The 26,249-nt window shown below is 39.2% G+C and carries 27 protein-coding genes; 13 read left to right on the plus strand and 14 right to left on the minus strand.

The window, feature by feature from the left end; genetic code table 11:
• The 9 genes from ACOV1Q_RS10375 to ACOV1Q_RS10415 all read right to left on the minus strand — a co-directional run.
• Window positions 1-962, minus strand: a 962-nt coding sequence (locus ACOV1Q_RS10375) for a TonB-dependent receptor (protein WP_424494325.1), incomplete at its 3' end; no start/stop codon positions are given.
• A 73-nt stretch (window positions 963-1,035) separates the two neighbouring features.
• Complete coding sequence (locus ACOV1Q_RS10380) at window positions 1,036-1,878, minus strand: FixH family protein (RefSeq protein WP_424494326.1); 843 nt, start codon at window positions 1,876-1,878, stop codon at window positions 1,036-1,038.
• 83 nt (window positions 1,879-1,961) lie between these two features.
• On the minus strand, window positions 1,962-2,345 hold the full coding sequence (locus tag ACOV1Q_RS10385) for a hypothetical protein (protein WP_424494327.1): 384 nt from the start codon (window positions 2,343-2,345) through the stop codon (window positions 1,962-1,964).
• A 398-nt stretch (window positions 2,346-2,743) separates the two neighbouring features.
• Window positions 2,744-3,163, minus strand: a complete 420-nt coding sequence (locus tag ACOV1Q_RS10390) for a hypothetical protein (RefSeq protein ID WP_424494328.1) — start codon at window positions 3,161-3,163, stop codon at window positions 2,744-2,746.
• Window positions 3,160-3,576: a GreA/GreB family elongation factor gene (locus ACOV1Q_RS10395; RefSeq protein WP_424494329.1), complete on the minus strand. Its 417-nt coding sequence runs from the start codon at window positions 3,574-3,576 to the stop codon at window positions 3,160-3,162. The genes ACOV1Q_RS10390 and ACOV1Q_RS10395 overlap by 4 nt, the downstream gene beginning before the upstream one ends.
• Before the next feature lie 111 nt (window positions 3,577-3,687).
• A complete protein-coding gene (locus ACOV1Q_RS10400; RefSeq protein WP_424494330.1) occupies window positions 3,688-4,962 on the minus strand; it encodes a Glu/Leu/Phe/Val family dehydrogenase in 1,275 nt (424 codons plus the stop codon).
• 352 nt (window positions 4,963-5,314) lie between these two features.
• Complete coding sequence (locus ACOV1Q_RS10405) at window positions 5,315-6,643, minus strand: sigma-54-dependent transcriptional regulator (protein WP_424494331.1); 1,329 nt, start codon at window positions 6,641-6,643, stop codon at window positions 5,315-5,317.
• 3 nt (window positions 6,644-6,646) lie between these two features.
• Window positions 6,647-7,744 (minus strand): sensor histidine kinase, encoded by a 1,098-nt coding sequence (locus ACOV1Q_RS10410; RefSeq protein ID WP_424494332.1) that lies wholly within the window; start codon window positions 7,742-7,744, stop codon window positions 6,647-6,649.
• A 213-nt stretch (window positions 7,745-7,957) separates the two neighbouring features.
• Window positions 7,958-8,389: a PepSY-like domain-containing protein gene (locus tag ACOV1Q_RS10415; protein WP_424494333.1), complete on the minus strand. Its 432-nt coding sequence runs from the start codon at window positions 8,387-8,389 to the stop codon at window positions 7,958-7,960.
• A 112-nt stretch (window positions 8,390-8,501) separates the two neighbouring features.
• Here ACOV1Q_RS10415 and ACOV1Q_RS10420 point away from each other — a divergent pair, with 112 nt between their 5' ends.
• The 5 genes from ACOV1Q_RS10420 to ACOV1Q_RS10440 all read left to right on the plus strand — a co-directional run bounded on the left by ACOV1Q_RS10420 (window position 8,502) and on the right by ACOV1Q_RS10440 (window position 12,603).
• A complete protein-coding gene (locus tag ACOV1Q_RS10420; RefSeq protein ID WP_424494334.1) occupies window positions 8,502-9,179 on the plus strand; it encodes a response regulator transcription factor in 678 nt (225 codons plus the stop codon).
• Complete coding sequence (locus ACOV1Q_RS10425) at window positions 9,176-10,435, plus strand: sensor histidine kinase (RefSeq protein WP_424494335.1); 1,260 nt, start codon at window positions 9,176-9,178, stop codon at window positions 10,433-10,435. Before ACOV1Q_RS10420 ends, ACOV1Q_RS10425 begins: the two co-directional genes overlap by 4 nt.
• A 50-nt stretch (window positions 10,436-10,485) precedes the next feature.
• Window positions 10,486-10,944 (plus strand): PepSY-like domain-containing protein, encoded by a 459-nt coding sequence (locus ACOV1Q_RS10430; RefSeq protein WP_424494336.1) that lies wholly within the window; start codon window positions 10,486-10,488, stop codon window positions 10,942-10,944.
• A 9-nt stretch (window positions 10,945-10,953) separates the two neighbouring features.
• Window positions 10,954-11,811, plus strand: coding sequence for an SdiA-regulated domain-containing protein (locus tag ACOV1Q_RS10435; RefSeq protein WP_424494337.1), 858 nt, complete (start codon window positions 10,954-10,956; stop codon window positions 11,809-11,811).
• Between the two features lie 72 nt (window positions 11,812-11,883).
• The gene (locus tag ACOV1Q_RS10440) at window positions 11,884-12,603 is read left to right on the plus strand and encodes a TVP38/TMEM64 family protein (RefSeq protein ID WP_424494338.1); all 720 of its coding nucleotides are present in this window, start codon (window positions 11,884-11,886) and stop codon (window positions 12,601-12,603) included.
• Window positions 12,604-12,685: 82 nt separating this feature from the next.
• Here ACOV1Q_RS10440 and ACOV1Q_RS10445 read toward each other — a convergent pair whose 3' ends face one another.
• Both ACOV1Q_RS10445 and ytxJ read right to left on the minus strand, forming a co-directional pair.
• A complete protein-coding gene (locus ACOV1Q_RS10445; protein WP_424494339.1) occupies window positions 12,686-12,847 on the minus strand; it encodes a hypothetical protein in 162 nt (53 codons plus the stop codon).
• 97 nt (window positions 12,848-12,944) lie between these two features.
• A complete protein-coding gene (gene ytxJ, locus ACOV1Q_RS10450; protein WP_424494340.1) occupies window positions 12,945-13,355 on the minus strand; it encodes a bacillithiol system redox-active protein YtxJ in 411 nt (136 codons plus the stop codon).
• 203 nt (window positions 13,356-13,558) lie between these two features.
• Here ytxJ and clpB point away from each other — a divergent pair, with 203 nt between their 5' ends.
• Window positions 13,559-16,159: an ATP-dependent chaperone ClpB gene (clpB, locus tag ACOV1Q_RS10455; RefSeq protein WP_424494341.1), complete on the plus strand. Its 2,601-nt coding sequence runs from the start codon at window positions 13,559-13,561 to the stop codon at window positions 16,157-16,159.
• A 124-nt stretch (window positions 16,160-16,283) separates the two neighbouring features.
• Here the strand turns inward: clpB and ACOV1Q_RS10460 are convergent, their stop codons facing one another.
• The gene (locus ACOV1Q_RS10460) at window positions 16,284-16,469 is read right to left on the minus strand and encodes a CsbD family protein (RefSeq protein ID WP_424494342.1); all 186 of its coding nucleotides are present in this window, start codon (window positions 16,467-16,469) and stop codon (window positions 16,284-16,286) included.
• A gap of 101 nt (window positions 16,470-16,570) precedes the next feature.
• On the opposite strand from ACOV1Q_RS10460, the gene ACOV1Q_RS10465 reads away from it, so the two are divergent.
• Window positions 16,571-17,671: an esterase-like activity of phytase family protein gene (locus ACOV1Q_RS10465; protein WP_424494343.1), complete on the plus strand. Its 1,101-nt coding sequence runs from the start codon at window positions 16,571-16,573 to the stop codon at window positions 17,669-17,671.
• A gap of 3 nt (window positions 17,672-17,674) precedes the next feature.
• Window positions 17,675-18,178, plus strand: coding sequence for a SixA phosphatase family protein (locus ACOV1Q_RS10470; protein WP_424494344.1), 504 nt, complete (start codon window positions 17,675-17,677; stop codon window positions 18,176-18,178).
• 62 nt (window positions 18,179-18,240) lie between these two features.
• Here ACOV1Q_RS10470 and ACOV1Q_RS10475 read toward each other — a convergent pair whose 3' ends face one another.
• Window positions 18,241-18,990: a DUF6503 family protein gene (locus ACOV1Q_RS10475; protein WP_424494345.1), complete on the minus strand. Its 750-nt coding sequence runs from the start codon at window positions 18,988-18,990 to the stop codon at window positions 18,241-18,243.
• A 157-nt stretch (window positions 18,991-19,147) separates the two neighbouring features.
• Here ACOV1Q_RS10475 and smpB point away from each other — a divergent pair, with 157 nt between their 5' ends.
• Together smpB and ACOV1Q_RS10485 are read left to right on the plus strand one after the other, a co-directional pair.
• On the plus strand, window positions 19,148-19,603 hold the full coding sequence (gene smpB, locus ACOV1Q_RS10480) for an SsrA-binding protein SmpB (RefSeq protein ID WP_424494346.1): 456 nt from the start codon (window positions 19,148-19,150) through the stop codon (window positions 19,601-19,603).
• 15 nt (window positions 19,604-19,618) lie between these two features.
• The gene (locus tag ACOV1Q_RS10485) at window positions 19,619-22,099 is read left to right on the plus strand and encodes a DUF5686 and carboxypeptidase regulatory-like domain-containing protein (protein ID WP_424494347.1); all 2,481 of its coding nucleotides are present in this window, start codon (window positions 19,619-19,621) and stop codon (window positions 22,097-22,099) included.
• Window positions 22,100-22,269: 170 nt separating this feature from the next.
• Here the strand turns inward: ACOV1Q_RS10485 and ACOV1Q_RS10490 are convergent, their stop codons facing one another.
• Entirely contained in the window at window positions 22,270-22,914 is a 645-nt protein-coding gene (locus ACOV1Q_RS10490; RefSeq protein ID WP_424494348.1) for a protein-L-isoaspartate(D-aspartate) O-methyltransferase, read from the minus strand.
• 140 nt (window positions 22,915-23,054) lie between these two features.
• Here ACOV1Q_RS10490 and ACOV1Q_RS10495 point away from each other — a divergent pair, with 140 nt between their 5' ends.
• The 3 genes from ACOV1Q_RS10495 to ACOV1Q_RS10505 all read left to right on the plus strand — a co-directional run bounded on the left by ACOV1Q_RS10495 (window position 23,055) and on the right by ACOV1Q_RS10505 (window position 26,226).
• A complete protein-coding gene (locus ACOV1Q_RS10495) occupies window positions 23,055-24,020 on the plus strand; it encodes a Gfo/Idh/MocA family protein (RefSeq protein ID WP_424494349.1) in 966 nt (321 codons plus the stop codon).
• Window positions 24,021-24,027: 7 nt separating this feature from the next.
• A complete protein-coding gene (locus ACOV1Q_RS10500) occupies window positions 24,028-24,915 on the plus strand; it encodes a 3-hydroxyacyl-CoA dehydrogenase family protein (RefSeq protein WP_424494350.1) in 888 nt (295 codons plus the stop codon).
• Between the two features lie 75 nt (window positions 24,916-24,990).
• Complete coding sequence (locus ACOV1Q_RS10505) at window positions 24,991-26,226, plus strand: DUF1015 domain-containing protein (protein ID WP_424494351.1); 1,236 nt, start codon at window positions 24,991-24,993, stop codon at window positions 26,224-26,226.
• Window positions 26,227-26,249 lie beyond the last annotated feature (23 nt).

Consider the following 26,249-nt stretch of genomic DNA (forward strand, 5'->3'; position numbering starts at 1 on the left):
ATTTTATGATTTTGGAATGTCCCGCTTGCTTTGGAATAGAAACCATAGGTGTCACTCCAGCCGGGCATATCCATTCGTATTGGAACATCTGGCCGTTTTGAATCATCCATAACATGCTGTATGCTATTAAAATAGATTTTTGTTTCCCAATGTTCAATAGGTTCTAATGGTTTATGGTAATCGTATTTTACAGAAGTAATCAAAGCCTCTGCCAGGGAAACATCCATGGGAAGCGCAGGATAACCTACATCTGTAGCTTTGTCATAAATTATCGATGCTTCAACAGATTGGTGTTTGGAAAATTTAACTCCTCCTACTGCGGAAAAATTATATTTTGTAAACTGCGAGTAAAGGATTTCCTTACCACCACCTGCATGATAATTTTCGGCATCCCGAAACATGAAATCCCCATTGAAAAAATAAGATTTCCGGCCGTAATTTACTTTGGCACCTGCTATTCTTTGTTCTCCGTTGGATTCCAGCCCGGAAGTCATTCCCAATTCCCATCCGCTTTCCGCAAAGCCTGCTATATGACGTTTCATGTCCACTGCCCCTCCAATGGTAGCGCCAAATTCAGCACCTTCCTGGCCGCTGGAAACAGCTGCTTCCGATAAATTGGATATTTCCACATACGACGTAACAGGGTCCATTTTGTCTGTACAGGCACTAAATATCCGCATGCCGTCTATGGTGATTACGGTACGTTCTGTTGCCATCCCGTTAATCATGGGCTCCCAGGCATAAGCCCCTCTTTTTATCATTGAAATTTTTGATGATTTTTCAAGATATTCATCAACTGTGGCCAAAGGTTTCGTTTCTTTTTTAGAAACTTCAGTCTTTTTTCCTATTACAATGATCTCCTTCATTGGGATGTATGCCGCCGTATCTATTACCGTTTCCTGTGAGAAAAGCACATTTTTAAGTGGGAACAGCAGCAAAAAAAGATATAAGATTTTTCTCATTACCTCCTTTTTTAAAGCTGCCCGGGAATAACGAACCATCAGGATTTCGAATATTCTCGGACAGGTTTGCTTATTAAAATTCCAGCTCTAGGAAAATACTACTGCTTTCGGCCGCACCTTCAATGGCCTCGCCTTTCACAATTTCTCCTGCCGCATTCTCCAGCTGAAGATTGATTTTCCAATAACCGGACATTGTTAAATTCAGGTCTCCGTAATAGAAACCATCCTCTTTATTTTGGGTAAGATGAACATTGTTAGGTGAACTGTGATTGCCCATCCCCGGCATTCGTGGATCTATTAAAATTCTGTAATCGTCTACCATTAAAAAGTTGTGCATATCTTCCATTTTGAACAAGGCTATGCTGATGTTGTTCGTGGCCACCTCTGGTTCCCGTGGCTCTACTAGTGCCATAATATATTTAATGCTATCGCTGCCCTCAAAAACGGTAACTTCTCTTCTATTTGAAGCAGGAACAACAAGATCATCTTGCATAGTGAAGTTTTCACCACCAATGGTATAGCTTATTTTCAAGCGCCAGAATTCAGATTCATTTTCAGCCATTTGAAAAATTACATATCCAGCGTACAGGGTTTCTGTATCAGGTACTCTTAGCACTTCAGATTTGGGCGCTGAATGTTGCATGGATTCCATTTGCATCATTGGCATCCAGTCAATTTCGGCATTAGAAATATATGCTTCATCCTCTTTATCTTTAAGCCGTAGCACAATTTTATTGTATCCGGTTTGTAATTTGCCATTTTCGGAATATAATTCCAGCTCGTGATGTTCATTTTGGAGCGTCTGGATTTTTAGGAGTCCTTCAGTTTCATTAACCAATAGGATTTCATCTGAATCTGAAGAACAGGCGGTAACTGCAGCCACTAAAAAAAGGCTGATATATTTTAATATTTTCATTTTTATATGTTTGAAGTTAGGGTATAACTTTCCTGCATTCTGCTATAAACAGTACGGGAATGTAAAAGGGATTTATTCTAAAGTCAGGAGATCCTAATGGGAGGATGGGAAATGTATGGTATAAACAGGAAAGAATATTCGTTTAAGTACCTGTATTGTGAAGTACCGTTTTTGTTAGTAATAAAAATTTTTTTCGGAAGGTTTACCTGGACGAAAAAGGTAATTTCCTTTTGAAAAGAATTAAGCACCAGATCATTTTTTTCCTGGTTCAGATCCTGGGAAGCTTTGGTGATGGCACATTTCCCGTTACACTGCATTTCAGGCTTGTCCTGGTTTTCGCAAAAAAGTTCTGTAAAACTTTCATTATTCAGGGTATAAAAACTTACCAGATAAGTGAACCGTATATTATAGAATATAGTTCCCAAAAGGAAAGTGATAAGCAGAATATATTTGAATAAGAATTTCAACTCCTAAATTTGATTTTGCAAAGATAAATGATTTGATCTGGTAATAATATTAATTCCTATACCTATCTTTTCTTATCATCTTAAAAAGATTTCTAAGATGCTATTGCTTAATTTTAATTGATTGTACCTGTGTTGAACTGAATATTTTTAAGAAATAAAAAAGGCCGCCTAAAATTACCTTTTAGACGACCTTCTAAGCAACGGGACGCAAATTCGGCGATTATTTTATCCCGACAGATACTATTCTTTAATTGAACCGAAACATTTCCATTTACAACGAAAGGTTGGAAAACACCGCAGGAAAAGAAGTTTGATCTTTAAGGGCAAAATAGGTTACCTGCGAAGTAACTATAAAGAAAGTCTAAGCCTCAGTAATGTAATTTCAATAGGCTATTTAACTAACCTGAACAAGATTCTTTCATTTCTCTAATGAAGTACTTCTGGAAAAAAAATTTTATCATGCGATAATTACTGAAGTGTTTTTCAAGGGAAGCCTTGAGGACAAGGTGATCCTGTATATAATGATTCTCACATTGAACATCGTCGCACTCCTTCATCCCTTCCAGTTTTCGTTTAAAATCAAAAACACTTCGAAATTTGAATTGATTATCCTCCTGAATACTTCTTAGTTGATTCATGAAACTTTTCACCTCTACAGCATTAGAGTCTTGAACCAGCTTTGAGGTTAGCAGGGAATGATAAAATTTGATTTCACTGGTATTGAATTCCAGTTCCTCCTTCCACTTTGTAGTTTCGGTGTTTATGTTTAGTTTCATGATGTCCACATCATTGTAATGTTCTTCAAATTCTGTTATCATATTTCTTCCAACTTTACAGATGAGCCCATTTGTGCTACATCTAAAATTTTAATTATATTGATCCCTCTGGGAAATTGCCATTCAATTTGGTCACCTTTAGCGTAACCAAACAATGCTAATCCCATTGGAGCAAGTACAGAAATTCTACTCTGCTTCAGTCCGCTTCTTTCAGGTGTAACTATTTGATAGCTGCGTTTGACATTCCATGGGGTTTCAATGGTAACAGTAGAATTAATGCGAATAACATCGTCAGGCATTTTCTTGTTGCTGACTATTTTTGCTGTTTTCAACTCGTCACTTAGTTTCTCAATAGAAGCTCTGTACGACTTGTCTCTATGGAATTGAGACATGGAGATGATTCTTTTCAATAACTCATACTCCTTCTTTTCTAATATTAATTTTTTGTATTTCATTTCAACATTATTTTTCGGGCTCCAATATTCTCACACAAACAAGCTCACAATGTAACAGGTGCCCGATCCCATTAGCAAAAGAACCAGGCAAAATAAATTTTTCTTATTTATTTATGGAAAAATTCCTCTTTGGGTGTATGCTGTTTCTATTCTTGTAACAGCTATGATGTAAGCCGCGGTTCTCCAATCTATTTCTCTTTTTTCTACTTCTCTGGAAACATTCATAAAAACCTGAGTTATTTTTTTCTCTAGTTTTTCCATTACTTCATCCATTTGCCAAAGTTCACCGTTACGGTTTTGAAGCCATTCGAAATAACTTCCTATTACCCCTCCAGAGTTGCATAAGATGTCTGGTATTATAGTTATTCCACGGTCTAAAAGGATTTGTTCACCTTCGGCATTGGTAGGTCCATTTGCTCCTTCTGCTACGATGCTTGCTCTTACTTGAAAGGCGTTTTCCTCAGTTATTTGATTACCTAAAGCTGCAGGAATTAAAATATCGCAGTCCAAACCAAAAAATTCATCTGCAGGAATTTCTTCGGCGGCGGTAAATCCTGCAATGGATCCGTTTCTTGGTTTCGAATGTTCAAAAAGATCCTCAACAGAAATCCCTTGAGGATTAAAGAGAGTTGCGTGTGCATCCTGTACGGCAATTAATGTTGCACCTTCTTCTATAAGAAATTTTGAAGCCCAGTAACCTACATTTCCAAATCCCTGAACTATAAATTTTTGATTCCTTAGATTTCTTCCACGTTGATTACATAGAAGTTTAATGTTAAGGAACACTCCATAACCTGTTGCTCTGTCTCTCCCTTCCAATCCGCCGGAACCAATAGGTTTACCTGTCACCACATGCTGACTTTGAGAGCGTTCAGAAGTTGATTTAGTAGACATGTAGGTATCTGCAATCCAGGCCATTGTCTGTGCATTTGTATTGACATCTGGTGCTGGAATGTCATGTTCCGGCCCTATATTTTCACCCAGGGCATAGGTGAATCGTCTCGTGATCCTTTCCAATTCTGAAAGACTATAGTTTCTTGGATCAATCTTAATCCCGCCTTTAGCACCACCATAAGGAAGACCTGCGAGGGAGGTTTTCCAGGTCATCCACATTGCCAGTGCTTTTGCTGCATCGACATCTACCGTGGGATGGTATCGTAATCCTCCTTTGTAAGGTCCCAGGGCATTGTTATGTTGCACTCTATATCCTGTAAATATTTCAACCTCTCCGTTGTCCATTTTCACCGGGAAATGCACAATAATTTCATTATTGGTGATCCTCAGAATTTTTCGGATGTTAGGATTAAGACCAATTAGATCGGCTGTTTGATCGAACTGTTTTATTACAGTGTCAAACATGCTTTGCTTATTTTTTGTTTCTATCATTTTTATTCTATTCAAAGTGTTCGCAATACATTTTTCGAGCTTCCTTCCAATTACAGTGAGGCCTGTTTTCGCAATTAAAGCATAAGCTTTTAAGCATTTCACTTGTCAAGGGGAAGGACGGCCTTATAGAAACCTCTTCATTATGAGTTTCATGCTCTTTCACCAGTGTCGTATCCATTAAAACAATTTTAAAGTTTATAGATACTCAAAAGGCAAAGGATATGCCCTTAAAAATTAAAAGGAAGGTACGGTGACATAACCCATTACAACTAAATGGATTAGACAGCTTTATGTTTTTTAGGAGAATTTATTAACCGGAGAGAAATGACCCGCATAGGGAAATCTACCCCATTTATCTTAGCTTTTGACGCAAGGTTTTCCGGTCGATTTCCAGAATTTCTGCTGCTTTGGTTTTGTTATTATCAACAACGGAGAGTACTTTTTTTATATGCTCCCTTTCAATTTCCCTTAATGGTCGTAGAACATCCAGTTCCATCACAGTAGGGTCGGGATATTTGAGAAACCCAGGGAGATGTGCGACTTCTATTTTTCGGTCACACATAATAATAGAACGTTGTATCACATTTTCCAATTCCCTTATATTTCCGGGCCAAGAATAGCGAGTCAGGATTTCCATTGCCTTTTCAGAAATTCCCGATAGCGGTTTATTGAACTCCACCCCATATTTTCTAATAAAGTTCTTGACCAGGGGTGGGATATCCTTCTTTCGTTCTCGTAAGGGCGGAGTATGGATGTTAACTACATTGAGACGGTAGTACAAATCCTTTCTAAACGAGCCTTTCTCCACCATCTGGTACAGGTCACTATTTGTCGCCGCTATTACCCGCAGCTGTATTCTTTCCGAATGTGATCCTCCAATCATTCGCACCTCCTTGTCCTGAAGCACCCTCAACAAACTTGTTTGAACATTTGATGGAGCAGTTCCTATTTCATCCAGAAAAATAGTACCACCGGCGGCAGCCTGGAAAAATCCCTTTCGGGTCTCTGTTGCACCTGTAAAAGCACCTTTTACATGGCCGAAGAGTTCTGCTTCCAAAAGGTTCTCAGGGATGGCTCCACAATTGACTGTAATAAAAGGATTTCCAGCAAAGCTACCTTTGTAGTGAATTGCTCTTGCTACCAATTCTTTTCCGGTACCACTTTCACCCTGAATTAAAACAGTTGCCCGATTGTTCTTTACTCTTTCAATTAGATCAACGGTATCTCTGAATTTTTCCGAACTTCCTATCATACCACCATAATTATCTGTCGTAGACGTAGTTCTTCTGGCCGCTCCCGGCTCTACCCCTCTTGCATTAAAAGATTTTTCTACGGCATTCTTTAGCTCTTCCTTGGTGAAAGGTTTTACCAGGTAATCCAGAGCACCTGAGCGCATGGCATCCACGGCGCCATTTAAGGAGGGAAAGCCTGTAATTACCAGTTTAGGGATTTCCGGAAAATGTTCTTCTACATATTTTATCAATTCCATCCCATTGATTCCCGGCATCTGCAGATCGGTAATTAAAAGATCAATAGCGCTGAAATTCAATATTTCTATTGCTTCTTTGACCGATGAAGCCTTGTAGGTGTGAAAGTTTTGATCACTCAAATTCCGTTGTAGCAATTCCAGCATATCGTAATCATCATCTACGATGAGGATATTTTCTTTTTTTAGAGCCATTTTCTAAAATTTAAGAGGAAGTTGTATTTGAAATATAGTTCCTTTTGGTTTATTCTCGAACGCACGTATATTTCCGCGGTGACTTTTTATGATGCCATGAACTACACTTAGCCCCAGCCCCGAACCTTCTCCAACAGGTTTGGTTGTAAAAAAAGGTTCGAAAATTTTTGATTTATGTTCCTTTTTAATCCCCGGCCCTTCATCTGCAATTTCTATGAAAAGACTTTCCTCATCATTGTAGACATGGATCTTTATGACCGAATCCTTGGGCGAAAGATAAAGAGCGTTAATTAACAGGTTAAACATTACTTGTGTTAACTGGATAGGATCAAGTTGTGCCTCCAGGCTGGAATCATCAAATTCCAGCTGATATTCGACTTCGGCCTTCCTGAAGTTCGGTCCAAGAAGAGACAATGCCTGAGAAATAATTGGCTTCACCTTAACTACTTTCATATTGTGAGGCATTTCACAAGCAAAAAACATCAATTTTTTCACCACCTCTCTGGAATAAATAGCTGCTTTAATAATTTTAGAAAGATCTGCCTTTACCAGCCTGTCCTGAGTATGACCATTTATTAATTCTGCAAATCCTAAAATGTTGCCTAAAGGCGTATTAAGCTCATGGGCGATACCGGCCGTAATTTCTCCTAAAATAGAAAGCCGGTCATTTCTTTGTGCCGCTCGTTTAAGCAATTCTTCCTTTTCTCTATGAATTTGCTTTTCATAAAAAAAGGAAACCTCATCGGCCACCTTGTCTAATAATCTCTGTTCTTCAGCAAGAAAATGATGTTCCTGAAATTCCGGATTTGGATAATGCACTTCTATTCTTCCAGAATTTTTGCCGAAAACAAAAATATTACAGGTTTGTTTTACTGTTGAAGTTTCAATTTCTCCAGTTGAAGTTTCTATATTCCTTAGTTTCAAGTGAACGGCTGCAACTTCAGGAAAACGCCATGCCTGCTTAAGAATATAACATATCTTGTTCAAGGAACTCTCCATGTTCTCCTGGTGCTCACGAAAAATTGAGGAAATTTCATAGAGGCAACTTAGCTCTTTTACTCTTTCCTGCAGCACTTCTTTGGTGGAAAAGATTTCAGACATATTGTTGTTTTAATTCAGAAGAAATAAAATCAAATATATCTTATTTAGTCTGAATCTTTATGAAGGTTAGAACAAAATGGTGAACCTTAGCTTAAGAAGAAACATTTAAATTGAAAAATAGAATTTTGAAGTTCATTGCTGATTAATAGAAATGAAAAAGGTTTCCTACAGGAAACCTCTTTTCATCTTTTTCATTGATATTGGCAACAAATCTTATTCGACCTTTCTAAAGATGCCCTCTGCGTCAAACTCTAATTCTGTACCATCGGCCAGCTCGATTTCCTGATCCTTATTGCTCTTTTCCCAGCTTACAATATCCGCACCTTCGTAGTTTGTACTTACATAGGACGTAATTTTTGAAGGCAAGGCAGCTGCTGGAATAGCTTGGTTATTAGGACTATCAATTTCCAGTACATTCCCATCCTCATCAAAATCAATTTCGGTTCCGTCAGAGAGTATGACATCAAACTTTTCACTTTCCCAAATTTGCCATTTAGCATTTTCCTTCACCTCTGAAACAGATGCAGATGAAAAATACTGATTAATGAAATCCTGCGCATTGGCTGGTAGTTTACTGGTATTTGCCTGTGCAAAAATACCCATAGAGAACATTGCAAAAAATGCTGATACAATTACTTTTTTCATAACTTGTTTTTTTAATTCATTGGCAAAATAAAACAACAAAACTGGAAGAACTTAGGAATAAGAAGTAACGGAATCCTAAATGTTTCCCAAATTCCTATTTATTTTAGATTCTATGAAAATACTGATTATTGAAGATGAACAAGGCATGAGGCAAAACATGGAAACCACTCTTGAAAAGGAAAATTACCTCGTGGAAGCTGTAGGCACATATGAACAGGCTCTTTCGAAAGTTGGAGTTTATAATTATGATTGTGTGCTGTTGGATATTGGTCTACCTGACGGTAATGGATTGCATCTCCTGAGAAGATTAAAAAAGAATGGTTATAAAGATTCAGTAATTATAGTTTCTGCCAAAGACTCTATTGATGATAAAGTGCAGGGACTTGAACTTGGAGCTGATGATTATCTTCCGAAACCCTTTCATATGGCCGAACTAAACGCACGCGTAAAAGCTGTTTTGCGCAGGAGGAAACTGGGCGGAGCTAATAATCTTGTTATTGCTAATGTAACTATAGACTTGGATAGCCATGAGGTTTTAATCGACGACAGAACACTCCATTTAAATCGTAAAGAGTACGATGTTCTTTTTTATCTGTGTACCAACCAAAACCGCCTCGTTAGTAAATCTGCACTGGCTGAACATGTATGGGGTGATTACATCGACCAGGCCGACAATTTTGAATTCATTTATTCACAAATCAAAAATCTTAGAAGAAAACTTTCAGTGGGAGGAGCAGAACTAGAAATAAAAGCAGTTTATGGAATTGGATATAAGCTCACAATTTCATGAAACTCCTCAATTATACTACTACATACTTTGCAGCAGTCCTGGTCTTCCTCCTCGCTTTATGGGCGGTTATTTTTTACTTTGAAATCCTGGATGAGATCTATGACAGTATGGATGATGGACTGGATAATCAAAAGATGCTTATAATAAGAAGAGCCCGGCAGGAACCTGAAATTCTAAGAAAGAAACGGTTTGAGGATGGTAACTATAAAATTACCCCTACAACTCCACAATTGAGCCACGGCTTCACTGATGCTTATCGCGATACGTTGATGTATATGGAAAATGAAGAAGAATACGAACCGGTGCGCTTGCTGGAAAGTGTTTTTCAACAGGATGGGAAATTCTTTAAGCTAAAAGTCATCACTTCTATGGTGGAGGAAGATGACTTGAGAAAGGAACTTTTCTTTTCCCTCCTTTGGCTTTACGTAGGCTTAATTTTAACCATACTTCTACTCAATAGCTTCTTACAACAAAGAATATGGAAACCTTTTTACAAGCTTCTATCCCGGTTGCAACATTTCAACATTGAAAAAGATCGTAAGATAATCTATGAAAAAACAGGCATTGATGAATTCCAATCGTTAAATGAGGGGGTAGACAGGTTGATACATAAATCTGTGGAAAGTTACGAAAGCCAAAAAGAATTTATCGAAAATGCCTCTCACGAGCTACAAACGCCCCTTGCTGTTAGCATTAATAAACTAGAATTAATGGCAGAAAATGCTGATCTTTCTCCACAGCAAATGGAAGAAATGGGAATTGTGCTTCATAGCCTCGAAAAATTGTCTCGTCTCAACAAATCTCTTCTTTTACTTTCCCGAATAGAGAACCGACAGTTCGAGGAGGAAGAAACCATCAAGTGGAACATCCTTCTAAAACAGATAATCTCTGAATTTCAGGATTATGCCTTTCACAGAAAGGTGGAAATTATCTACTTTGAAAAAGAATCGATTGAGCATTCTGGCAGCAGGGACCTGGCAGAGATTCTAATTTCAAACCTGCTCAAAAATGCCATTTTTCACTCTCCTTCAGAAACTACCGTTGAAATTGAAATTTTCAAAAATGGTATTTCCATAAAGAATTTTGGCATCGCAGCACTTGATGAAAAGGAAATTTACAAAAGGTTTAAAGGCACCCATAAGAACCAGTCCACTGGATTAGGACTTGCAATCTCAAGGGCTATTGCTGAAAAATTTGGATTTAATCTCTCCTATAAATTTTCAAATGGCCACCATTATTTCATTATCAACTTCTAAAGAACATTTTCTTCCCAATTGTTTCCAGTTTCCTCCTGCATATTTGTGGAATGAAATTGAAAATGCTTTTAAGATCATTCCTCGTAATTTTCCTTTGTTTCACGCTAGCCTCCTGTGACAATGATGATTACCCCTACGCTGATATTCCTTCGGTAGTATTAAATCATTTCTGGGCAGAATTTCCGCAAGCGAAGGAAGTAGAATTTCGGGAAATTGACGGTAAATATGAAATTGAATTTGAACAGGAAGATAAGGAACGTAAAGCCCTTGTTTCTCTTCAAGGAAATCTCCTCCGGGAAAAGATCGAAATTACCTTGAAGGAACTTCCTTCCGCAGTAACGCAATCCATTGAACGGCTATTTCCAGAAAAAGACGTTGAGGATTTCGAACTGGTACGGGCGGGAGAGGAAATCTATTATCAGGTTCAAATTGATAGGTTTTTCCGTGATAAAAAAATTGTCTTGGACAAATTTGGAGAATTAGATTCTTCAAAAAAGTTCTGGAATTAAAATTAAAGTATGAAAAAGATATTTGTTGGAATACTAGTAATTATAATAGGTCTGGGAAGTCTTTTTGCCTACCATAAAACTGATATTACAAAATCATTGGGCACAGATCATTACAAGATTTTAAAAAAATGGGAGCTGCCTCCTGTTTTAGATGAAATTTCGGGCATAGCCTATTTAGGTAATAAGCGCATCGCCTGTGTTCAGGATGAGGATGGAATTATCTATATATATAATCTTAACAGCTCAACAATAGAACAGGAAATTCCTTTTGCAAAAGACGGGGATTATGAGGGAATTACAGTAGTTAATCAAGATGCTTACGTCCTGAGAAGCGACGGAATCATTTTCGAAGTGAAATCCTTTCGAAGTCAAAATCCTAAGGTTACAAAGTTGACGACTGCACCAAACCGGCTTCCGGGAATTAACATTGAAGGACTTTGTGCTGACACGGAAAACAATCGACTTTTATTAGCAGTAAAGGAGCGAGAGAATTCCGCCTATCATAAAGAGATCTACGCGTATAACCTGACGAACATGGAGACTGTAAAAGATCCATTATTCCTCATTGACCTTTCCTCCCCTATTTTCGAAAACCTCAACGATTTTCTAGAAGATAAATTTTCTCCCGGAGAGATTGCAATACATCCGCATTCGGGAGAATACTATATCCTTGACGGCTCCAAACCGAAAATACTTATTACAGATTCACAAGGCAGTCACAAAGAATTATATATACTTGATCCCGCAGATTTTGGGAATCCTGAAGGATTAACATTCACACCAGAGGGAGACCTTTTCATATCCAACGAAGCTGAAGATGAACCCGCAAATATTCTTCAGGTTTCCCTCAAAAGGGAATCTAAGTAACCTCTTTATTAACAGCTTTACTGCCGAAATGCGAAGAGCATAGAATCGGAAAATACCTAAATCAAAAAATCTATGGAAAATGAACCCCTGGAAACAGCTTCTGTAAAACAGAGCAAGCTCCCTCTTTACATTTCCATCGTTATTATAGTGGCTCTTATTGCTTCCTATTTTTTCATACCGGGAGTACAAAGTTTTTTAAATGAAGCCTGGAATGTACTTACCAGTGATGATAATAAACGAATAAAAGCCTGGGTTGATAATTTTGGCTGGTTTGGCCCTTTATTATTGATAGTAGCTATGGTAGCTCAAATGTTTCTCCTGGTTATACCTACCATTGCTTTGATGGTGGTTTCTATTTTGGCCTATGGACCTGTTTTTGGTAGCATGATTATCTTAATCGCAGTTTGCGCAGCTTCCTCTGTAGGTTATTTTATTGGAAGGTATTTTGGTCCTGTAATTGTAGAAAAACTTATTGGCTATAAAAATGAAAAAAAGATTGGAGCCTTTATAGAAGATTATGGCTTTTGGGCAGTGATCGTGACCCGACTAAACCCTTTCCTTTCTAATGATGCCATTAGCTTTGTAGGAGGTATTTTAAAAATGGGCTACTGGAAATTTATTGGTGCAACTTTAATTGGAATAGCACCTCTTACAATCTTCATTGCTATTATTGGAGAAAGCAATGATAGCCTTACGACCGGTCTACTTTGGGGTTCAATTGCTAGTTTAATTTTATTCGGTGTATACATCTATTGGGATAAAAAGATCAGAAAATTACCAGAAAAAAATTAATAAGCTCCATTATTAGTCCCAAATCATCTCTTCGTGTAATGCTAGCATTTATCGGTTATTTACCAAAACTTCTCTTCACAAATTACTCCTTGTCACTTTTAGAATCCTTTTCCTTCTTAAACTTTTCATAGCGATCCTGGTCCTCCTCCCGCTGCTTTTTGCGGTTGGCATCATTTTCCATCTCACGGGTATTATCTTTCTCTCTGTTCCCGTACTCTCTTCTGTCAGTTTCCTTATGATCCATATTACATATTTTTAAATTAGCATTCTTGAATGAATATAAACAATTGAAAATTCTATTCGCAGCCGCGAAAGCACTTTAATAGGACTTTATTCTTGTCCTAATTTCTTATGGCCATACCTTTTAACTTTTCCCCGTCTATAGATTGGTGAGAAGAATGCTGCACTACTTTTCTATCTTTTAAAACGATCAACTGCGGACTTTCATGTCTTACATCAAATCTTTCTGCTATTTCTGCGGAAAGTTCCCTGTTATTAAGCAAGTCGAGAAAATAAAGTTTAAGGCTCTCCTCTTCCGCGCCTGTTTTAAATTCAGATTCAAAATTTCTCAGGACCATACGGCTAATTCCGCACCTTGTGGAATGTTTAAAGATGGCGATCGTCTTCTTTTCAGATTCCTGTTCGATTTCATCCAATTGCTTTAAATCCGTAAGCATATGCCAGGGCACTTCCTTAATTTCATCCTTGGCTATATCTCTTTCGCTTTTAAAAACTTTATCGAAAATTCCCATAATTTCTTTTTTGTAAAAATACAATTTTCAAGCTGTATAATCCTGTACAGCATATTAAAATATCCTCAAAATCGATTAAAACCAGCTAGAAAGAATTAACTTAATAGTGTCAAAACGTCAGCTAGAAACAAGCTTCTTCAGCCATATTGTCTTCTGGATTTCAATGGAATATAAATTGCTAAACATGAGAAAAAGATACTATTATGAACTTCAATAATTTTACAATAAAATCCCAGGAGGCCATTCAGCAGGCACAGCAGCTTGCACAGGAAATGGGACACCAGCAGATAGAAAATGAACATATCTTCAAGGCTATCTCAACGGTAGATGAGAATGTAACTCCTTTTCTACTGAAGAAGCTTAATATTAACGTCAACTTGTTTAAACAGATCCTGGACAACACACTTCAAAGCTTTCCAAAAGTAAGCGGCGGAGATATCATGCTCTCCAGGGAAGCCTCCAGAACGTTGAACGATGCTTCTACAATCGCGAAGAAAATGAACGACGAATATGTTTCTATCGAGCATTTAATCCTTGCAATCTTTAAATCTTCAAGTAAGATTTCCCAGATTCTAAAAGACCAGAGCGCTACAGAAAAAGGTTTAAAATCTGCAATTGAAGAACTGAGGAAAGGAGATCGCGTCACTTCCCAAAGTGCAGAAGAAACTTATAATTCTTTGAACAAATACGCAAATCACCTGAACAAACTGGCGGAAGAAGGAAAACTGGACCCCGTAATTGGTCGAGATGAAGAGATTAGAAGGGTTCTTCAAATCCTCTCCAGGCGCACAAAGAACAACCCAATGCTCGTAGGAGAACCCGGAGTGGGTAAAACCGCCATTGCCGAAGGTTTGGCGCACAGGATCATTGCCGGGGATATTCCTGAAAACCTTCAGGATAAGCAAATATATTCTCTTGATATGGGTGCTTTGATCGCAGGAGCCAAATACAAAGGAGAGTTCGAGGAGCGTTTAAAAGCGGTAATTAAAGAAGTAACTTCCAGCGAGGGAAATATTGTTCTCTTTATTGACGAAATCCATACGCTGGTAGGTGCCGGTGGCGGACAGGGCGCTATGGATGCCGCAAACATTTTAAAGCCCGCACTGGCAAGAGGTGAGCTGCGTGCCATTGGTGCTACTACCCTGGATGAGTATCAAAAATATTTTGAGAAAGATAAAGCTCTTGAAAGACGATTCCAGAAAGTAGTGGTGGACGAGCCCGACACCGAAAGTGCCATTTCCATTTTACGCGGAATAAAAGAAAAATACGAAACGCATCACAAAGTAAGAATTAAAGATGAGGCGATCATTGCTGCTGTAGAACTTTCACAGCGTTACATCACAAATCGTTTCTTACCAGATAAAGCCATCGACCTTATGGACGAAGCTGCTTCAAGGCTACGAATGGAAATTAATTCCAAGCCTGAAGAACTGGATGTCCTGGATCGCAAGATCATGCAGCTGGAAATTGAGATCGAAGCCATTAAGCGTGAAAAAGACGAAACAAAGCTGAAATCTTTACGTGCCGATCTTGCCAATTATAAAGACGAAAGAAATGAGCTTCATGCGCAGTGGAAGAACGAAAAAGATGTGGTAGACAACATCCAGACCACCAAATCAAATATTGAAGAATACCGGCTGGAGGCAGAAAGAGCTGAACGTGAAGGAGATTACGGCCGTGTAGCGGAATTGCGCTACGGGAAAATAAAAGATGAGCAGGAAAAACTGGCTACACTTCAAAAGCAACTCGAGGAAAATCAGCAAGGCAAAAGCATGATCAAAGAAGAGGTCACAAATGAAGATATTGCCGAAGTCGTAGCAAGGTGGACAGGGATTCCCGTGACCAAAATGCTCCAAAGCGAACGCGAGAAATTGCTGAAGCTTGAAGATGAATTACATCGCCGGGTGGTAGGTCAGGAAGAAGCGATCACTGCGGTGAGTGATGCAGTGCGAAGAAGCCGCGCCGGACTTCAGGATCAAAAAAGGCCTATTGGCTCTTTCCTTTTCCTGGGAACTACCGGTGTGGGTAAAACCGAGCTTGCAAAAGCCCTGGCAGAATATCTCTTTGATGATGAAAGTGCAATGACCAGGATTGATATGAGTGAATACCAGGAAAGACATTCTGTGAGCAGACTCGTAGGAGCACCTCCGGGATACGTGGGTTATGATGAAGGCGGACAATTAACTGAAGCTGTTAGAAGAAAACCTTACTCGGTGGTCCTTCTGGATGAAATTGAAAAAGCACATCCAGATACTTTCAACATCCTGTTACAGGTACTTGACGAAGGAAGGCTGACCGACAATAAAGGAAGGCTGGCAGATTTCAGGAACACCATTATCGTGATGACTTCCAACCTTGGATCACATTTGATTCAGGAGAGATTTGATACAGTGAAAGATCCCGAGACTGCAATGGAAGGTGCAAAAGAAGAAGTGTTATCACTTCTGAAGCAAAGTGTGCGGCCAGAATTCCTGAACAGGATCGATGATATTGTGATGTTCACTCCGCTAACGCAAAGAGATATCAAGAGAATTGTGGGACTTCAGCTAAAAGGAGTAACCAAAATGCTTTCCCAGCAGGGAATCACACTTGATGCGACTGAAGAAGCCCTCACATACCTCGCCGAAAGAGGTTTTGACCCACAGTTTGGAGCAAGACCGGTGAAAAGGGTAATTCAGAAAGAAGTTTTAAATAAACTTTCCAAAGAGATCCTGGCGGGAAAAATTGAAACTGAAAGTATCATTTTACTTGATTCTTTTGACGGGCAACTGGTGTTTAGAAATCAGGAAGAGATAGTGCATTAATTATTGATCTAACATGCAGTTTTCAACAGAAAATTATTGAAAAAGGCAATATATCTAACAAGTTAATAATGCAAAACGGCCGGAAAAATTTCCGGCCGTTTTTTATATGTTAATATTCAAGAATCTACCAGGTGTCGATCTCGTGCTTTAACTCTTCTTTGCTGCGCCCGGTTTTTTCCTGAAGACGTCCCAAAAGCTCATCAAATTTACCTTCGGTGTACGTGGTGTCATCATCTGTAAGTTTTCCATACTTCTGTTTGAAGCTACCTCTTATCTGCTTCCACTTACCTTCTAATTGATCATTGTTCATAATTTTCAAATTTTAAATTCGTTCTAAAAATAAATATCAAAAAGGGCTTTTTGTCCTATTATTCTCCCATATTAATCTTAATGAATTGTTATTTTTACTCCATGAAAAAAATATTTCTTCCCGTCCTGCTGTGCCTACTTTTAATAGGCTGTAAATCCACCAAAACCGGTGCAACCAGAAATGTTGAACTAAGATTCCTTGATGATTATGTCATTTCTGAAGATCTTGAAGTGGGAGGAACGAAAGTAGGCGGACTTTCGGGTATTGATTACCACGAAGGAAATTATTTCCTGGTATGCGACCACCCCGGAAACCCGCGGTTCTATAAGGCAGCTATCCAGTTGAGCGGAGAAAGCATCGATACAATCACATTTTCAGAAGTTATTGAACTCAACACCTCTCATCCTGAATTAAAAAATAAACATTTGGATCTTGAAGGCATCAGGTTCATTCCCGAAGAAGGATCTTTCATCCTTAGCAGCGAAGGTTCTATTAACAACGAGAAAGACCCTGCTATATTCACAGTTTCCCCGGAAGGTGATTTTATTTCAGATTATAATATTCCGAAGAACTTTTTGGCGAACAGTGACAAAAAGCCGCGCAATAATGGCATTTTTGAAGGTCTTGCAGAATCTCACGATAAAAAAGGATATTGGGTTGCAATGGAACTTCCGCTGAAGACTGACGGTCCCAAGCCCAAATTGATAAGAACAAAGTCGCCGGTTCGAATCACCTATTTTGATAAAGAGACAAAAGAGGCTACGCGCCAGTTTCCGTACAGGTTAGAACCAATTGCAAAAATTCCGTGGTTATATTTTGCCGTGAACGGTGTGACAGATATTTTGGAATACGCACCCAATAAATTCCTGATCATGGAAAGAGGATTTGCTGCAGGGCACGGCAGTAAAGGAAATACCGTGCGAATTTTTGATGTAGATGCAACTCTGGGCACCAACACATTGGATAGAAATAACCTCAAAGTTAGCTTTTACAATCCGGCGAAAAAGAAGCTTATTTATGATTTTAAATGGGCAACAAAATTCTTGACTGAAGGTATTATTGACAATATCGAAGGGATGACTTTTGGACCTACGCTGCCAAATGGAAATAAAAGCTTAATTTTAGTTTCAGACAACAATTTCAACAGCCTGGGCAAACAATTGAACCAGGTAATCCTAATGGAAATCAACCTAAAAAACTAACTTATGCGCTTCGTTATGCTCCTGCTCCTGGCAACCACAATTTACTCCTGTAAAGGACAAAAACAGGATGACATGACCACTTACTATTTCATTCGTCATGCCGAGAAAGATCAAACAAATCCGCAGGATCACGATCCTGAGTTAACAGTAGAAGGCATTGCCAGAACCGCAAAATGGCAGGAGGTTTTCAAAGAAGTACCTTTGGATATGGTTTACAGCTCAAAATACAAGCGCGCGCATGATACGGCAAAACCTATCGCCAACGACCACGATTTGCCCGTTTCCCTCTACAATACCGAAAAACTCAATGACAAGGATTTTCAGGAGGAAACCAAAGGAAAAACGGTTTTAGTGGTTGGCCACAGTAATTTGAACCCAGAATTCATTAATTACATCCTGGAAGAGGAAAAATACGAGGATATTTCAGAAGCGGAATACGGCAGTCTATTCATCGTTACTGTGTCATCTTCAGGAGAAAAACGTAGTGAGGTACTTTACATAAACTAGGGCTTCAAAAAGCGATTTTAGGTGGCTATTTCTTCAGAAGCCAAAGAAATTACTTCTTAAAATTACTCCTTCACTTCCACCTTTTCCACTTCTGTCTCAATCATAGAAATAAGCTCTAGTTCGCCGTTTATGAATAGATCATCAAGTTTGGTCAATTCTATGGTTTTCCAACTGATATCAAGCTTATAATTTTCGTAATCCACGAACCGGATTCCTCCAATGACACGTGGTTCAATGGCTTTTCTAAACCGGATACCACCATCGTTCACATAGAAGCGGTAAGCGAGGTAATCAATTGTATAATCCTGCTGGTGAATCCAGTACATATATTCATCCTCATGGTCTGTCCCGCCACCTTCCTGCGAAAAAGTAACTTTTACTTCGTAATAAGGTTCTCCGAAGATGCTGTCCTGCCCTACCAGTTCTTCCTGAACGGCAGGTGCATCCAATCCATACGGCAACTGCACAAAATAATGAACGGAATTCACGCTGTTGGCAAAATTCGCTTTTAAAGTATCATGTAGAGTTTCTTCCCGCTCTCCTCTAAAACGTTGAAAACCCTCATTGGTCAAAACATCTCTGGCTTCACCAAGTGAATCCTGTATCGTTCGGGTGTATTGATAAAATCCGCCGTTGCGCTTGCTGCTGTATTTATTTTCCCGAAAGCTGAAATGAATTTCGGCTTTTTCATACTTTTCACCACCGGCATTTTCAATGGCTTTGGCAATGATTTCTTCGGCAGGAGTTTTTTCCTTTTCCTGCTCACAGGAACTAAAAACTACAACCAGCAATAAAAGGTATATGTATTTCATGGGGCACAAAATTTATGCAAAGATACGAATCCATTAAAACCCTTGCGGCTCTGAAATACTTCTAATTTTTCCTCTGAAAATTCCATTTTTCTTATTTTCCTATTAAAATCTTTTTCTTTCCGGGTTAAAACTCATAAACCTTCCTATTTTTGTTTCTATGAAGAACAGCATTAACATTAAAAATCGTAAAGCGAGGTTTGAATATGAGATCCTGGACAAATATGTCGCCGGGATCAAACTGGCGGGAACCGAAATAAAATCTATTCGTGACGGGAAGGCTTCTATTGCCGAAAGTTTTTGCGAATTTCAGAATCACGAACTATTCGTTATTAACATGACCGTGCAGGAATATTCTCATGCCACTCATTTTAATCATAATCCCAAGAGCGCACGTAAACTTTTACTCCAGCGGCGGGAACTTCGGAAACTTGAAAAAGAGGTGAAAAATTCGGGTTTGACGATCGTTCCTTTGCGCGTTTTTATCAACGACCGCGGACTCGCGAAAATGCAAATTGCACTTGCAAAAGGTAAAAAACTCTACGACAAACGTGAAACCATTAAAGACCGGGAAAGTAAACGTCGCCTGGACCGAATTCAAAAAGATTACCGGTAACCTTTGAGAATAAAAATGAAGAAATATTCCTCTTTCCTGCTCCTTTTTCTGTTTTGTTGTCAATGCTTTTCCCAAATTAACGGAAAGGTTACAAATACTTCCGGAGAGGCTTTGCCGCATGTAAATATTTACCTGGAAGGAAGTTTTTCGGGAACCACCACCAATGAGAACGGCATCTATGAACTGGAAGTTTCAGAAGCTGGAGAACATACCGTAATTTTCCAGTATTTGGGTTATAAAACTCTCAAAAAGGGCATTTCTGCCACTTCTTTTCCGGTGAAGCTTAATGCTGAACTTACTGAAGAATCCACTACTTTAAGTGAGGTAATCGTTACTTCCGGAGAAAATCCGGCGAACAGGATCATGAAAAATGCCATTCAGCAGCGGAATTTTCATAAATCAAAAGTAAAAGAATATACGGCCGATTTCTATTCCCGCGGATTATGGCGCATAAAAAATGCTCCGGAAAAGATCTTGGGCCAGGAAGTAGGCGATCTTGGCGGCGGACTTGATTCTACCCGAAGCGGCATTGTTTATTTGAGCGAAACCATTTCAGAAATTACTTTTAAAGCTCCAGAAGATTTCAAAGAGAAGATTATTGCTTCAAAAGTAAGTGGTGACGACAATGGTTTTAGCCTTAACAGCGCCCAGGAGGCGAACATTTCTTTTTACAACAACACCATTAGTCTAAATACTGAATTAATTTCACCACTTGCCGATTATGCTTTTAATTATTACAATTTTAAACTGGAAGGTGCCTTTTACAATGACCGCGGCAATCTCGTGAACAAGATTGAAGTGACGTCAAAAAGACCGAAAGATCGCGTTTTTAATGGCTTTATTTATATCACGGAAGATACCTGGCAGCTCTACGGAGTGGAATTGAAAACTACCGGCGAAGCCATTCAGGTGCCACCTATTGAGGAACTGGTTTTTAAACAAAACTTTAATTTTTCAGAAGAAACGCAGCTTTGGGTACCCATTTCCCAAACCCTCGATTTTTCATTTGGCATGTTCGGCATCAAGGGCGACGGAAGGTTTACTGCCGTATACACCGATTATAATTTTAATCCTAACCTTCCAAAAAGGGCATTTACCAACGAGATTCTTTCTTTTGCGCCACAGGCAAACAAAAAAGATTCGCTCTTTTGGAGAAACTTCAGGCCAATTCCGCTTACTCTTGAAGAACAGAGCGACTACCTGCGAAAAGATAGTATACAGGAATTGCGGAGTTCCAAAACCTATCTTGACTCTGTAGATCGTGTACAAAACAAATTTGGAATATTTGACCTGCTCACCGGATATATTTATTCTAATTCCTACAAAAAATGGTCTTTGAGCTTTGATTCTCCTCTTCTCAACACCAATATCAATACCGTACAGGGTTATAACACGGCTTTGCAGGTAGCTTTCAGAAAAAGATACGGGGAATCCTACGGGAATTACTGGAGAGCCTACAGTGATTTCGACTATGGATTTAGTGAGGAAAAGTTGAGAATCTCGGGAGGCTTTGTGCGACAGTTCAATAATATTACCAAGCCTGTTCTTTCTATTACAGGCGGAAGCACGATTTCCCAAATCAATGACCGAAAACCTATTTCTGAAACCGTAAACAATATTACCACTGCCTTCTTTGAACGAAATTACCTGAAATTATACGAGCTCGATTTTGCGAAAATTTCCTATCAACAGGAGATCTTTAATGGCTTTGCGGCACAAACTTCTTTTAGCTACGAGAACCGGAGTCCGCTGTTCAACCACCGCAATAATTTCCTGATCAATTGGGACGAGCGGGTTTTCACTTCCAATAATCCGTTGCAGCCTTACAATTATGATTCTGCTCCGTTTGAAGAACATCATATTTATAAATTCAGCTTTGCAGGAAAAATTGGATTTGGGCAGGAGTATCTCAGTTATCCAAACGCGAAGTACAATATCTCGAATGAGAAATATCCCAGTCTTTTGTTTGCTTATGATAAAGGTTTTGGAAGTGACATTTCGGGAAATGATTTCGACCATTTAAGAGCCAGTCTGCGCCAGGAATTTGCCGTAAGCAACAAAGGAAATTTCGCCTACAGCATTACCGGCGGAACCTTTTTTAATGACGAAACCGTCTCTTTTATAGATTACCGTCACTTTGACGGAAACCAAACCAGGATTGGCACCGACTCGAATTACCTCGGAAAATACAACCTCCTGCCATATTATGCGCTGAGCACCAAAAATGACTATTTTGAAGGGCATTTGGAGCACGATTTCAAAGGCTGGATCCTTGGAAAAATTCCTTTTGTAAATCGGTTAAATTACAACCTGGTGGTTGGAGCTCACACGCTGTTGACAGAAGAAAATTCACCTTATTCTGAATTTTCTGTAGGACTCGACAACCTTGGCTTCGGAAAATTCAGGTTTCTGCGACTAGATTATGTAGTTTCTGATTTTGAGGGAGAACAGGAAGGAGCATTTATCTTCGGCCTGAAGTTTTTGAATATTCTATAAAAAAATCCCTCACCCCGCCTCTCCCGAAATGAGAGAAGCTGATATAATATGCGAATTAAATGCTCTGCTGTAATAACAGATTACCACGTGCACCAAAAGCGGATTCGCAATGACTGCTTATTACAAAAGAATCAACTGAAGACTGGATAGTAAGACCTGCTTACTGAAAACTAGTTCCTGTCTTCCAGCAAAGGCACAAATCTAAAATCGTCGAATTCGCTCTTCTGAAATTCATTTTCAGAAATACGTTCAAAAAGTGTCATTTTTTGAACCTCTATTCCCACGGGAATGACCATTCTGCCGCCAACCTTCAACTGACTTAACAATGGCTTAGGTACGTATGGCGCACCGGCGGTAACGATAATTTTATCAAATGGAGCATAATCTGGCAGGCCTTTGTACCCGTCTCCAAAACTTAGATATTTGGGCCGGTAGCCTATTTTTGAAAGAAACATTTTCGTCTTCCTGAAAAGTTCCTGCTGGCGCTCAATGCTATATACTTTGGCGCCCATTTCACAAAGCACAGCAGTTTGATATCCACTTCCAGTTCCAATCTCAAGAACCATTTCTCCTTTGGAAACCTGCAATAATTCGGTTTGATAGGCTACTGTATAAGGCTGTGAAATGGTTTGATCTGCCGCGATAGGGAAAGCCTTGTCCTGGTAGGCGTGATCCTCAAAACTGCTATCCATAAAAAGGTGCCTGGGGATCTTCTTGATAGCATTTAAAACTTTCACATCCTTAATGCCTTTTTCCGCTACAACAGCTGCTAGCTGCTGTCTCTTCCCCTGATGTTTTAATGTATCACTTCGCACCTTTACTGTTTTTGAGAAGCCCAAAATTAAGCAAACCTTAACAATTGATAAAGAAAAAAAGGTGCTGTAAAAAGCTTTTATCCCAAAACTCTTATTGGCTTTAGGTTAAGAAATCTTATTTTTGTTGAAAACGTGAAATTATGCTGAAAGCAGGCGTATTGGGCGCAGGGCATCTTGGGAAAATCCATCTTCGCTTATTACAGGAATCAAAAGAATACGAGTTGATTGGTTTCCACGATATCAACGAAGAATATGGAAAAGCGATCGAAAAGGAATTCGGTTATACCTATTTTAAGAATATAGACGAGCTCATCGCCGCTGTAGACATGGTAGATGTCGTGACACCCACTCTTTCACACTTCGAAGCAGGAAAAAAAGCAATTACTGCGGGGAAACATCTCTTCATAGAAAAACCTATTACTAATACCGTTGAAGAAGCAGACCAACTGGTTGAACTTGCAGATAAGCATGCAGTAAAGGGACAGGTTGGGCATGTTGAACGATTCAATCCTGCGTTTAGAGCAGTGGCATCAAAAATTGAAGCTCCCATGTTCATTGAAGCTCATCGGCTGGCAGAATTTAATCCGCGGGGGACAGATGTTCCCGTGGTGCTGGATTTAATGATCCATGATATAGATGCCATCTTGAGCGTGGTCAAATCTAAAGTCAAAAAGATAAGCGCGAGCGGAGTTTCTGTAATTAGTGAAACTCCTGATATTGCCAATGCCCGGATAGAGTTCGAGAATGGCTGCGTGGCGAATCTTACCGCCAGCAGGATCTCCCTTAAAAACATGAGGAAATCAAGATTTTTTCAGCGAGATGCTTACATTTCAGTAGATTATCTTGAGAAAAAATGTGAAGTGGTGAAGATGAAAGACGCCCCACAGGAACCGGGTGATTTTGATATGATCCTGCAAAACGCTGAAGGCATTAAAAAGCAAATATATTTTGATAACCCTACAGTGAACCCTAATAATGCCATTCTAGACGAGCTGGATTCCTTTGCGAATGCTATCAATAATGATACTACTCCGGTTGTAAGTCTGGAACAGGGAACTGAAGCACTAAAGGTTGCCAAACAAATTATTAATTCATTTAACGAATAGTTCCACTATGAAAAATATTGCAGTTATTGGAGCGGGAACGATGGGCAACGGGATTGCCCATACTTTTGCCCAATTTGGTTACAAGACGAATCTTATAGATATTTCAGAAAAATCTCTTGAAAAAGGAATGCAAACTATCTCCAAAAATCTGGATAGAATGGTTTCCAAAGAGAAGATTTCTGAAGATGATAAAAACAACACTTTAGAAAATATCACCACCTTCACCAGTATATCTGAAGGAGCTAAAAATGTGGATCTCGTGGTGGAAGCAGCAACCGAAAATGTAGATCTTAAACTTTCCATCTTCAAAGAACTGGACGAAGTTTGTTCTGAAGATACCGTGCTGGCCTCGAATACATCTTCTATTTCGATCACCAAAATAGCATCGGCAGTTTCTAATCCGCAGCGGGTAATTGGAATGCATTTTATGAATCCTGTGCCTGTAATGAAGCTGGTAGAAATCATTAGAGGTTACAACACCAGTGACGAGGTGACGAAAGCCATCATGGATCTTTCAGAAAAACTGAACAAAGTTCCTGTAGAAGTGAATGATTATCCCGGTTTTGTTGCGAATCGCATTCTAATGCCAATGATCAATGAATCTATTGAAACTTTGTACAATGGCGTTGCCGGAGTTCAGGAAATTGATACAGTAATGAAACTCGGAATGGCGCATCCCATGGGTCCGCTTCAACTGGCAGATTTCATTGGGCTTGACGTTTGTCTTTCTATCCTTGAAGTGATGTATAACGGGTTCAAAAATCCGAAATATGCCCCTTCTCCTCTTTTGGTGAATATGGTACAGGCAGGAAAACTCGGAGTAAAATCTGGCGAAGGTTTTTATGACTATTCAGAAAGCAGAAAAGCTGAAAATGTCTCAAAACAGTTTTCATAAGAAGGTGCAGCAAAGATTCAGGAGTTACGAATTTGAAACTTTGCACTTTCAGCCTTAACCAATTAAGCACAAATATTGGCAAAAATAATCCCTTTTAAAGCGGTAAGACCTTCGCGGGACAAAGTGGGGCTTGTCACATCCCGTCCATACCAGGAATATTCTGCAGAAGAACTCAAATTTGAGCTGGATCATAATCCTTTTTCCTTCCTGCATATTATCAATCCCGGGTATAAATTTCATAAGCATATTTCGGGAGATCAAAAATTTAAACTTGTAAAGAACCGCTATTCCGAATTTAAGGAAGAAGGCATCTTTATTCAGGATCAACGTCCTTCTTATTACATTTATGAAACCCGTTCCCGCAACCATGCATATTGCGGGATCATTGCTGCTGCGAGCGTTGAAGACTATGAAAATGACGTGATAAAGCGGCACGAAGATACTATTTCGCGAAGGGAGCGGCTTTTCACCGATTACCTGAAAGTGGTAGGATTCAATACAGAACCGGTTCTTCTTACTTATCCAGACAGTGAATTGATCAACCAGATCATTGCTGAAACCATGAAGCAGCGGCCGGAGTATGAATTCACTACTTTAAACAAGGAAAAACATTCCCTTTGGCTCGTAAACCAGCCAGAAGCCGCAAAAAAGATAGCTTCGGAGTTTGAAAAAATGCCGGCCATCTACATTGCAGACGGCCATCACCGTAGCGCCTCCTCTTCTTTGCTGGCAAAGGAGTCAAGAGAAACAAACCCCAATCATTCGGGCGAAGAACCTTATAATTTTTTCCTAAGCTATCTAATTGCTGAAAGCAACCTGCAATTATACGAGTTTAATCGTCTTGTAAAAGACCTCAACGGACTCACCAAAAAAGATTTTCTCATGCAACTCGACGAATGGTTCAGGATCGAAAATCGTGGGGAAGAACTTTATAAACCCTCGAAAAAACACCATTTTTCGATGTATCTTGACGGTGAATTTTACTCGTTGTACCTTCGGAAAACAATTTATAAATTTACCGATTCGCTGAGCGCTTTAGATCCTTTCATCCTGTACACTAAGATATTGCAGCCCGTTTTGGGAATTACAGATCTTAAGGACGATCGTCGCATTGCTTACCTCCCGGGAAAGAATGAACCTTTTGAGGTGAAAAAAGCTGTAGATAAAGGGCATTTTAAGATTGGTTTCGGGATGTTGCCTCCGGGAATTGAGGAAGTCAAAAAAATTTCGAATGAAGGCCTTACTATGCCACCAAAAAGCACTTATATTGAGCCAAAATTGCGCAGCGGATTAACAGTCTATGAATTTTAATACCTTTCAAAAATTGCATTTTC

The organism is Salinimicrobium maris (assembly GCF_049680855.1).
Taxonomy (GTDB): Bacteria; Bacteroidota; Bacteroidia; order Flavobacteriales; family Flavobacteriaceae; genus Salinimicrobium.